Source organism: Modestobacter sp. KNN46-3, assembly GCF_011039295.1.
In genome coordinates this window covers 1-10,776 of the sequence record NZ_JAAKGN010000158.1, presented here as the reverse complement: position 1 = coordinate 10,776, position 10,776 = coordinate 1, and the positions used below count along the sequence as shown (strand labels likewise).

The window sequence follows — 10,776 nt, the reverse complement described above, 5'->3', positions numbered from 1 at the left end:
GAGGTCCTTGCCGGCGTTCCAGCGGCTGGTCGCCCCCGGCATCCGGTGCTCGCCGTCCTCACCCGTCTGGGCGTTGGCCCAGTCCTGCCACGGGTGTCCGTCCAGCGCCTCGGCCCGGTAGGGGGCGAGCTCGTCGACGAGCTCGGCCCGGCGCTTCATGGTGAAGGACGCCGCGACGCCGATGTGCTGCAGCGTGCCGGCGTCGTCGTAGAGGCCCAGCAGCAGCGAGCCGACCACCGGCCCGCTCTTGTGCCAGCGGAAGCCGGCCACGACGCAGTCCGCCGTCCGGACGTGCTTGACCTTGGTCATCACCCGTTGGTCGGGGGAGTAGGGCTGGTCGCCCCGCTTGGCGATGACGCCGTCCAGGCCCGCGCCCTCGAACTCGGCGAACCAGCGCTGCCCCACCTCGGCGTCGGAGGTGACCGTGCTGACGTACACCGGCGCCTGCGCGCCGGCCAGCGCCTCGCGCAGCCGGGCCTGCCGGTCGGCGTACGGGGAGTCCATGAGCGAGTCGTCCCCCAGTGCCAGCAGGTCGAAGGCGACGAAGGACGCCGGGGTCTCCTCGGCCAGCCGGGTCACCCGCGAGGCGGCCGGGTGGATCCGCTGCAGCAGCGACTCGAAGTCCAGCCGGTCCCCGCGCGGGACGACGATCTCTCCGTCGACGACGCAGCGATCGGGCAGCTGGGCCTTCACCGCCTCGACGACGTCGGGGAAGTAGCGGGTCAGCGGGCGCTCGTTCCGGCTGCCCAGCTCGACCTCGTCGCCGTCGCGGAAGACGATGCACCGGAACCCGTCCCACTTCGGCTCGTAGAACCAGCCGTCGCCGGTGGGCAGCTTGGCCACCGGCTTGGCGAGCATCGGCTTGACCGGGGGGTTCACGGGCAGGTCCATGCCGGCCAGTCAAGCAGTCGGGACGACGCCGGGGCAGCCGGTCCGCGCTGTCGGTCAGGGACCTCGGGGGAGCGGGCCCGAGACGGCGCGACGGCGGGCATGGCGCGTGAGCCGGTATGCCGCGTGAGTGGGCATGCGCGTGAGTGGCCGGCATGCATCGACGGCATGACCGGGCCGCGCAGGTCGGCTGCAGCCCGGCCTCGTCCACCGATCAGAAGGGCGGTGGGTCGTCGGCCGGTGGTGGTGCTCCCGGTGGTAGTCCGGACTGTCGGGTCGGGGTGTCCGGTGGTCGGGAGTCGGGTGGGCGCTGGCCGGGTGGCCGGGTGATGCGGGTGACCCCGGAGGGGGTGGTGACGTGCAGGGTGCCGTTCCTGTCGAGGCGGTACTGCCAGCCGGGGGCGAAGGTCTTGAGCCGGTGGTGGGAGCGGCACAGGCAGCAGAGGTTGGTGCAGTCGGTGGGGCCGCCGCAGGCGTGGGCGGTCACGTGGTCCAGGTCGGTCCAGCCGACGCGTTGCCCGCAGTTGGGGAACCGGCACCGCCTGTCGCGGGTGATCACGAACGACCGTTGGCGTTCGGTGGGGGAGTAGGCGGTGGTGGCCGGTGGCGGGCCGAGCACCGCGCACTCGCACTTCGGGGCGTCCGGGTGGTGCGGGCAGCCGCGGCCGGCCAGGCGGGCCAGTTCGGCTGGGGTGATCGTGGCCAGCAGCTGCCCGTCGGGGCCGGTGAGGGCGTAGGTGAGGCTGCCGCCGTCGGGGGTGGTGAGCCCGAGGGCGCCGACGCGGGCGAGCAGCTCGCGCAGGTGGATGGCGGTGATCGGCAGCCCGTTCACCTCACCCGGGGCACTGCTGGCCCCGGCGAGGGCGGTCAGGGCCGCGGTGACCGTGACGTTCGCGGCCACGGCGGGCAGCCCGGAGTCAGCCGGGCGGCGGATCAGCATCGACAGGACGTGCGCGCGGAGGGCGCCGATGGGTCGCTGGTCGCCGTCGGCCTTGAGCATCTTCGCGACTTGGTCGACGAGGTCGTGGCACTCCACGGCCTCGTCGGTGGGCAGGTCCGCGGCGAGGGTGGACCGCCCGTCGGTGGGGGAGGGGTACACGCGCACGTCGGCGTTCTTGGCGGCGGCTTCCCGGCGCTCCTCGGCCGCGGCGGCGTCGAGGCGCAGCAACTCCTCGGTGGCCCGCTTCTCCAGCCGGGCCACCGACAGCTCGCGCGCCTCACCCAGCAGCGCGGCCTCGACCTGCCCGGCGATCGCCGCCGGGGTGTGCTCCAGCACGTCGGCGAGCACCTGGGCCCGGCGCTCGTCCAGCTGGCCGGTGCCGAGGGCGGCGAAGGTGCGCGGCAGCTTCTCCGACCAGGTCAACGCCCGCCGCAGCCGCACCGCCGCCGTCCCACGGCCCAGGTTGAGCACGGCAGACAGTTCGGCGAGGAAGAACTCACTGATCTCCGCGCCACCGGTCTCACTGGCCCAGCCGGGCCGGCGGGCACCGGGGCCATCCGGGTCCAGCGCCGCGGGCCGCCGACCGGCCAGCTGCAGGATCAGCTCGGCCTCCTCCGCGGCGTCCATCGCCCGCTGGCGCTGCACCGACCGCAGTCGGGCAGCCAGCTGCTCATCGGAGGAGACAGCCTCCCGCGCGCCGTGCGCCGTGCCGGTGAAGAAGACGTCGACCGCCACACCCCAAAAGCCCGGTGGCATCGCCGTCGTCGTCACGCATCCGAACATACGTACGGAGTCTGACAGTTCCCGGCGTCGGTCGAAACAGCGAGCGGCCCCGGAGGCGGGGTCTCACGGTCGGCGGAGCGCCGCGTCCAGCTCGCGGAGCAGCTCCCCGACGCGGCCTCCACCCGGTGGGGCCGCGGGGTAGCGGCTGAGCACGTCCACGACGACGGGCGTCGCGCGGTGACGCGCTCGCTCCAGCTGGTGGGCGCCCACCTCGTGATCGTCGCCCGCCATGAGCTCGGCCACTCTCGCCGCGTGCGCCGCGGCCCCGAGGACGTGCTTGACCTGGTGGGCGTCGGCCAGCGGGTGCAGGTACGCGGCTGATGCCGCGTGCATCGCTGCTCGTGCTGCGTCGCCGGCGGCTCCGGTACCGGCGTCGCGGGCAGCTCTGTGGGCGGCCCAGCCGGTGTCCCGCAGGCGCCTGCCGCGCTCGCCGCCATGGGCGAAGGTCCAGGCGGCGTCGATGGCGTCGCGCGGCCTGAGATCTGCCGGTCGAGAGCGCTCGAAGACCTCGAGCGTCTCTTGCGCGCTCTCAGCGGCGTACCTGGTCACCGCACGGAGTTCCTGCATGCTGAGCGCCGTCCCACCGGTCTCCGCCACGGCGTCATCCTGGCCCACTCACCGACCAGTGCCCTCAGCCTCCGGAGGCCCGGGCCTCAGCGCAGGGAGTAGCGGGTGAAGAGGACGGCGTCCTCGGTGAGCGCCTGCACGAGCTCTGCCCGGGGCGGCGCCGAGAACGTTGACGGCAACAGGCCCGGCCCGCCGCCGACCAGCAGCGGGGCGATCGTCAGGTCCAGCTCGTCGACCACCCCCGCGGTCAGGGCGGCGGCGAACAGCGCCGGGCCGCCCTCGCACAGCACCTGTTCCAGGCCCCGTCCGGCCAGGGCGTCCAGCGCGGTCGGGAGGTCCACCTCGTCGTCGCCGCAGACCAGCACCTCGACGCCGGCCGATGTGAGCGCCGCCCGCCGGTCGGCGTCGGCCGCGCCGCAGGTGACCAGGAGGGTGGGCGTCACGGCAGCGGTGACCAGCTGGTCGTCCGGGGCCAGCGAGGCCCGCCGGGACACGATCACCACCGGGGCGACCGGCGGGCGGCCGAGCTGAGCCCGCAGCCGGCCGACGGCGGAGTCGGGGAGCACCGGCCGGTAGCCCTCGGCCGCCGCCGTGCCGGCCCCGACCAGCACCGCGTCGGAGAGCGCGCGCAGCATCCGGAACACCCGCCGGTCGCCGTCCGAGCCCAGCCCGCCGCTGCGGCCGTCGACGGTGATGGCGCCGTCCAGCGAGGCGACGAAGTTGACCCGCAGGTGCCGGCCGGCCGGCACCCGGTAGGCGTCGGCCAGCTCGGCCGGGTCCCGGGGGAGCCGGTCCACGCTCAGTGGGTGGCGAGGACGACGGCGCTCTCCGCCGGCACCGTCACCTGCGCCCCGTCCAGCTCGGGCAGCTCCCCGCTGGCGAACAGGACCTCGGTGGCCGCGGTGTCCAGGTCGATCTCCCGCGGCTGGTCGGACAGGTTGGCGACCACCCGCAGCGAGCCGCGGTGCACGACCAGCCACCGGTCGGCGTCGTCCCAGTGCACCTGCACCGCGGACAGGTCCGGGTCGACCAGCTCCGGGTGCCGGCGGCGCAGCGCGAGCAGCGCCTTGTGCACGGCGAGCACGTGGGCGTGCGGCTCCTGCTCGACCTCCGACCAGTCCAGCTTCGAGCGGGTGAAGGTCTCCGGGTCCTGCGGGTCGGGCACCACGGCGGCGTCCCAGCCGTGCTCGGCGAACTCCCCGATCCGGCCCTCCGCGGTGGCCCGCCCCAGTTCGGGCTCCGGGTGGCTGGTGAAGAACTGCCACGGGGTCGAGGCGCCCCACTCCTCGCCCATGAAGAGCATCGGGGTGAACGGGCTGGTCAGCACCAGGGTGGCGCCGACGCCGAGCAGGCTGGGGGAGAGCGAGGCGGAGATCCGGTCACCGACCGCCCGGTTGCCGATCTGGTCGTGGTCCTGCAGGTAGGCCAGGAACTTCCAGCCCGGCAGGGCCGCGGTGTCGACCGGGCGGCCGTGGTGCCGCCTGCGGAAACTGGACCAGTCGCCGGCGTGGAAGAAGGCGCCGGTCAGCACCTTCGCCAGCCCGCCGAGCCCGGCCGCCTCGAAGTCGGCGTAGTAGCCCTGCCCCTCGCCGGTCAGCTGGGCGTGCAGCGAGTGGTGGAAGTCGTCGCTCCACTGCGCGTCCAGGCCGGTGCCGCCGGCCACCCGGGGCGTGACCATCCGCGGGTCGTTGAGGTCGCTCTCCGCGATCAGCGTCAGCGGGCGGCCCTCGGCGACCGAGAGCTTGGCGACCTCGGCGGCCATCTCCTCGAGCACGTGCGTGGCCCGCTCGTCGACCAGCGCGTGCACCGCGTCCAGCCGCAGGCCGTCGGCGTGCATGTCGCGCAGCCACATCAGGGCGTTGTCCAGGACGTAGCGCCGCACCTCGTCGGAGTCCGGGCCGGAGAGGTTGATCGAGTTGCCCCAGGTGTTCGCGCCCTCGGCGAAGACCGGGAAGAACTCCGGGAGGTAGTTGCCCGACGGGCCCAGGTGGTTGTAGACGACGTCCTGGATGACGCCGAGGCCACGCTGGTGGCAGGCGTCGACGAAGCGCTGGTAGCCCGCGGGGCCGCCGTAGGTCTCCTGCACCGCGTACCAGGCGACGCCGTCGTAGCCCCAGTTGTGCGTGCCGTTGAAGCCGTTCACCGGCAGCAGCTCGACGAAGTCGATGCCCAGGTCGACCAGGTGGTCCAGGTTCCGGATCGCCGCGTCGAAGGTGCCCTCGCGGGTGTAGGTGCCGATGTGCAGCTCGTAGACCACCCCGCCGGCGAGCGGGCGCCCGGTCCAGGCACCGTCGCCCCAGCGGTACGCGGACGGGTCGAAGCGGCGGGAGAGCCCGTGCACGCCGTCGGGCTGACGCCGGGAGCGCGGGTCGGGTCGCGGCGTCGGGTTGTCGTCGAGCAGGTAGCCGTAGTCGGCCTCGGGGGAGGCGTCGACCGTGGCGCGCCACCAGCCGGCGTCGTCCCGCTGCATGTCGCGCACCCCGCCGTCGACCTGCAGGCGGACCCGCTCGGGCAGCGGCGCCCAGACGGTGAAGTCGACGGGCTCGGACATGCGGGGGCCTCCAGGGCGGTGCGGGGGACGGGCAGGTCGATCATGCCCGGGCACCCGGCGGTCAACCGTCGCCGGCGCCTACGTCTCGCGCCGGACGGCGTCCGACCGGCGGACGACCTGCTCGGGACGGCGTTCCCGTCTCCGGGACAACCCCGACCGGGGCTCCGCACCGCCAGGTCCTGCGACGATCCCGTTCCCCGACACCAAGAGAGCGGACATGACCGTGGTCCGGACCCGGATCCTGCCCGTGCTGCGGCGGTCGAAGGCTGGTCACGGCGACGGCCGTCGGCGCGCTGGCCGGGCTGGTGCCCGCGCTGATCGCGGTCCGGTGGAGGTGATCGACGCGATCCGGTGCTGACGGTCCGTCCCCGCCACCAGGCCCTGGTGGCGGGGACCGGACCGGCTCAGTCCCGGACGAGCAGGGCGACCGGCAGCTGTGCGCAGAGCTCGCTCAGCCGGATGCCGCCCGAGTCGGAGACCAGTCGGGTGCCGGTGAGCAGGTCCCGCCACGCGCCGGTCCGCGAGCCGGCCGCGGTGTCGCCCCAGCCGGTCTCGGCCAGGTGGACCGGCCGCCGGGTCGCGACGGTGACGACGCCGCCGCGGTCGAACGCGACGACGGAGTCGGCCGCGGGCCCGCGGGCCGGCACCGGGGTGTACCCCGACCAGGCATCCGGGGCGTCGCGCCGGTGCCGCAGCGTGCGGGAGACGACCAGCAGCTTGGCCGCACCGGTCTCGTCGACCGGCGGCACCCAGCCCTCGTCCAGCCGGGCCAGCAGCTCCTGCCGCACCCCGTAGTCGACCGGACGCCGGTTGTCCGGGTCGACCAACGAGAAGTCCCACAGCTCGGTGCCCTGGTACACGTCCGGGACGCCGGGGATGGTCAGCTGCAGCAGCTTCTGCGACAGCGAGTTCGACCAGCCGAACGGCGCGATCCGCTGCACGAACCGCTCGATCTCCGCGTGCGTGGTGGCGTCGTCGAACGCTGCGTCCACCAGGGCGTGCAGCTGGTCCTCGAACTCCTGCACCGGGTTGGTCCAGGTGGTCGAGGTGCCCGCCTCCCGGGCCGCCTTCTCCACGTAGGCGTGCGCCCGCTCCCGGGAGAGCGGCCAGGCGCCGACGAGGTTCTGCCGCACCAGGTGGGCCAGCGGGCGGTCGGCCAGCGGGTGCCGGTCCAGCCAGCCGCGGACCAGGCCGGCCCACTCGGACGGGACCTCGGCGAGCACGGCCAGCCGGGCCCGGACGTCCTCGCTGCGCTTGGTGTCGTGCGTGGACAGCGTCGTCATGGAGGCCGGCTTGACCTCCTGGCGGTGCTGCTGCGCCGCGTGGAACTGCTCGACCGTCGTCCCGAACCGGGCCGGGTCGCCGCCCACCTCGTTGAGCGCGACGAAGCGCGACCACCGGTAGTAGGCGCTGTCCTCGACGCCCTTGGCCATGACCGGACCCGAGGTCTGCTCGAACCGGGTGGCCAGCTCGGTGCCGGCCGAGCCCAGCAGCGGGTGCAGCGCGTCGACGGCGGCGGTGAGGTCGGGACGGCGGAGCTTCACCGCGGCCACCGTGGCGTCCAGGTGCTCGCGGCCGTCGGGCAGGTAGCTGCGGTAGACCGGGAAGCCGGCCAGCAGCTCGGCCAGCCCCTCGGTCACCTGCTCGGCGGTCACGCCGGGGAGCTCGCCGACGATCCGGTGCAGGCGGGCCACCTCCGACCCGAGCATGCCGTCGGTGACCTCGCGCTTGCAGTCGTGCACGAGCTGGGCGTAGTCGACCCGGCCGCCGGCCAGCTCGGTGTCCAGCGCGGTGATCGCGGCCTCGCCGGCCGGGTCGATGAGCACGTCGTCGACCTCGGCGAGCGCGTCGTACCCCGTCGTCCCGGCCGTCTTCCAGCTCTCGGGGAGCTCCTCGCCGGGCTCGAGGATCTTCTCCACCACGGTCCACCGGTCACCGGTCGCCTCGGCGAGCAGGTCCAGGTAGCCCTTCGGGTCGGCGAGCCCGTCGGGGTGGTCGATCCGGAGTGCGTCGACCGAGCCGTTCTCCACCAGCTGGACGACGAGCGCGTGGGTGGCCCGGAAGACGTCCCGGTCCTCGACCCGCAGCCCGGCGAGGGTGTTGATCGCGAAGAAGCGCCGGTAGTTCAGCTGGTCGTCCGCGCGCCGCCAGTCGACCAGCTCGTAGTGCTGCCGGTCGTGCACCTCCTGCGGCGTGCCCGTCCCGGTGCCGGGGGCGATCGGGAAGCGGTTGTCGTAGTAGCGTAGCTCGGGACCGTCGTCGGTCTCCACGACCTCCAACTGGGAGACGTCGTCCGCGCTGCCCAGCACCGGGATGCGGATCCGGCCGCCGCCGAAGTCCCAGTCGACGTCGAAGGCGTCGGCGTGGTCGGACTCCCGCCCGTGCTGCAGCAGGTCCCACCACCAGCCGGACTCGGCCGGGTCGCTGACGCCCATGTGGTTCGGCACCAGGTCCAGCACCAGGCCGAGCCCGTGCTCGTGCAACGCGGTCACGAACCGGTCGAGCCCGGCCCGCCCGCCGCGCGGCTCGTCGATGTGCGCGTGGTCGACCGTGTCGTACCCGTGCGTGCTCCCCGCCGCCGAGCGCAGCAGCGGGGACGAGTACGCGTGCGTCACGCCGAGGTCGGCCAGGTAGCCGGCCACGGTCGCCGCGTCGTCGAGGGTGAAGTCGGCGGTCACCTGCAGCCGGTAGGTGCCCGCGGGCACCTCCCGGCGGCGGCTCTCGTCCGGCTGGCCTCCGGGCGGCTGGCTCATGAGGCGGACTGCAGGACGACGGTGGCGCGGGCGGCCACGGTCAACGTGTCACCGGCCTTCACCACGACCGGTTCGACCTCGCTCATCTCCGCGGTGTCCACCACCACGGTCCAGCCCTCGGCGTACTCGCTGCTGGGCAGGGTGAACTCGATGTCCTCGTGCCAGGCGTTGAACACCAGGTAGAAGCAGTCGTCGACGACCGGCTCGCCCCGCTCGTCGGTGGAGCGGATCCCGTGGCCGTTGAGGTAGACGCCGATCGACTTGGCGTAGTGGGCGTCCCAGTCCTCCTCGCTCATCAGCTCGCCGGCGTGGGTGAACCAGGCGACGTCCTGGACCGGGTCGCCCTCCGCGCGGCGCACCGGGCGGCCGTGGAAGAACCGCCGGCGGCGGAACGTCGGGTGGTCGGTGCGCAGCTTGGTGACCAGCTTGGTGAACTCCAGCAGGCCCTCGTCGATGTTCTCCCAGTCGATCCAGGTGAGCTCGGAGTCCTGGCAGTAGCCGTTGTTGTTGCCGCGCTGCGTGCGGCCGAGCTCGTCGCCGTGCAACAGCATCGGGACGCCCTGGGAGAGCATCAGCGTGGTGATGAAGTTGCGCCGCTGCTGGGCCCGCAACGCGAGGATCTCGGGGTCGTCGGTCTCGCCCTCGACGCCGAAGTTCCAGCTGCGGTTGTGGCTCTCGCCGTCGTTGTTGTCCTCGCCGTTGGCCTCGTTGTGCTTCTCGTTGTAGGAGACCAGGTCGTTGATCGTGAACCCGTCGTGCGCGGTGACGAAGTTGATGCTGGCCACCGGACGCCGGCCGGAGTGCTGGTAGAGGTCGGCCGAGCCGGTGATCCGGCTGGCGAACTCGCCGATCGTGGCGTTCTCGCCCCGCCAGAAGTCGCGGACGGTGTCGCGGTACTTGCCGTTCCACTCCGTCCACAGCGCCGGGAAGTTGCCGACCTGGTAGCCGCCGTCGCCGATGTCCCAGGGCTCGGCGATCAGCTTCACCTGGCTGACGATCGGGTCCTGGTGGCAGAGGTCGAAGAACGCCGACAGCCGGTCGACCTCGTGGAACTGGCGGGCCAGGGACGACGCCAGGTCGAAGCGGAACCCGTCGACGTGCATCTCGGTGACCCAGTAGCGCAGCGAGTCCATGATGAGCTGCAGCGACTGCGGCGTCCGGACGTTGAGCGAGTTCCCGGTGCCGGTGGTGTCCATGTAGTACTGCTTGTCGTCCTCGACCAGCCGGTAGTAGGCCTGGTTGTCGATGCCCCGGAAGGACAGCGTCGGGCCCATGTGGTTGCCCTCGGCGGTGTGGTTGTAGACGACGTCGAGGATGACCTCGATGCCCGCCTCGTGCATGGCCCGGACCATGCCCTTGAACTCCTGCACCTGCTGGCCGTCGGTCTGCTGCGCGTACTCGTTGTGCGGCGCGAAGAAGCCGATCGTGTTGTAGCCCCAGTAGTTGCGCAGGCCCTTCTGCAGCAACGTGTCGTCCTGGACGAACTGGTGCACCGGCATCAACTCGATCGCGGTGATCCCGAGCTCCAGCAGGTGCTCGATGATCGCCGGGTGGGCGACGCCGGCATAGGTGCCGCGCAGCTCCTCGGGGATCCGCGGATGGGTCATCGTCAGGCCCTTGACGTGCGCCTCGTAGATGACCGTCTTGTTGTACGGGGTCTTCGGCGGGCGGTCCACGCCCCAGTCGAAGTAGGGGTTGATCACGACGGACTTCGGCATGTGCGCGGCCGAGTCGTCGTCGTTCTTCGCCCCGGTCGCGAAGTGGTAGCCGAACACCGCCTCGTCCCAGTCGACCTGCCCGTCGATCGCCTTGGCGTAGGGGTCCAGCAGCAGCTTGTTCGGGTTGCAGCGGTGCCCCTGCTCGGGGTCGTGCGGGCCGTACACGCGGAAGCCGTAGCGCTGGCCGGGCTGGACGCCGGGGAGGAAGGCGTGCCAGACGTAGGCGTCCATCTCGGGGAGCCGGATGCGCTCCTCGTTGCCCGCGTCGTCGAACAGGCACAGCTCGATCTTCTCGGCCACCTCGCTGAAGATCGCGAAGTTGGTGCCGGTGCCGTCGTAGGTCGCCCCGAGGGGATATGCGGAACCGGGCCACACCTGGGTGGTCATGAAAGGTCGTCCTCCTGAGCTGGTCGCCCCTGGGCTCGGAGCAGGGGCGCGGGTCGTCACGGCTGAACCGAGAGGGGTTCGTCGTCGGATGCCCGCAGAGCGGCCTCCGCACACCTGTGACGATCAGGACACGGGCGATGTCCGGAGGACGAGCGCGGGCAGTCCTCGGAGGGAGTCTGCCAAGGCCGG

General features: G+C 72.8%; 7 protein-coding genes. All 7 read right to left on the bottom strand.

The window, feature by feature from the left end; translation table 11 throughout:
* The coding region (locus G5C62_RS22450) for an ATP-dependent DNA ligase (RefSeq protein WP_164702748.1) at positions 1 to 891 on the bottom strand (891 nt) is incomplete at its 3' end.
* Positions 892 to 1,102: 211 nt separating this feature from the next.
* On the bottom strand, positions 1,103 to 2,599 hold the full coding sequence (locus G5C62_RS22445) for an HNH endonuclease signature motif containing protein (protein WP_241176067.1): 1,497 nt from the start codon (positions 2,597 to 2,599) through the stop codon (positions 1,103 to 1,105).
* 75 nt (positions 2,600 to 2,674) lie between these two features.
* On the bottom strand, positions 2,675 to 3,208 hold the full coding sequence (locus G5C62_RS22440) for a putative immunity protein (RefSeq protein ID WP_241176066.1): 534 nt from the start codon (positions 3,206 to 3,208) through the stop codon (positions 2,675 to 2,677).
* Between the two features lie 56 nt (positions 3,209 to 3,264).
* Positions 3,265 to 3,975 (bottom strand): dihydrofolate reductase family protein, encoded by a 711-nt coding sequence (locus G5C62_RS22435; protein WP_241176065.1) that lies wholly within the window; start codon positions 3,973 to 3,975, stop codon positions 3,265 to 3,267.
* A 2-nt stretch (positions 3,976 to 3,977) separates the two neighbouring features.
* Positions 3,978 to 5,729 (bottom strand): malto-oligosyltrehalose trehalohydrolase, encoded by a 1,752-nt coding sequence (gene treZ, locus G5C62_RS22430; protein ID WP_164702747.1) that lies wholly within the window; start codon positions 5,727 to 5,729, stop codon positions 3,978 to 3,980.
* Positions 5,730 to 6,133: 404 nt separating this feature from the next.
* The gene (gene treY / locus G5C62_RS22425) at positions 6,134 to 8,482 is read right to left on the bottom strand and encodes a malto-oligosyltrehalose synthase (RefSeq protein WP_164702746.1); all 2,349 of its coding nucleotides are present in this window, start codon (positions 8,480 to 8,482) and stop codon (positions 6,134 to 6,136) included.
* Complete coding sequence (gene glgX / locus G5C62_RS22420; RefSeq protein WP_036338745.1) at positions 8,479 to 10,587, bottom strand: glycogen debranching protein GlgX; 2,109 nt, start codon at positions 10,585 to 10,587, stop codon at positions 8,479 to 8,481. The genes treY and glgX overlap by 4 nt, the downstream gene beginning before the upstream one ends.
* Between the last annotated feature and the right edge of the window lie 189 nt (positions 10,588 to 10,776).

What these genes read in the sequence shown, in the direction of transcription:
- treZ (WP_164702747.1), bottom strand. Translation starts at nt 5,729, where the DNA reads ATGTCCGAGCCCGTCGACTTCACCGTCTGGGCGCCGCTGCCCGAGCGG.
- treY (WP_164702746.1), bottom strand. Translation starts at nt 8,482, where the DNA reads ATGAGCCAGCCGCCCGGAGGCCAGCCGGACGAGAGCCGCCGCCGGGAG.
- glgX (WP_036338745.1), bottom strand. Translation starts at nt 10,587, where the DNA reads ATGACCACCCAGGTGTGGCCCGGTTCCGCATATCCCCTCGGGGCGACC.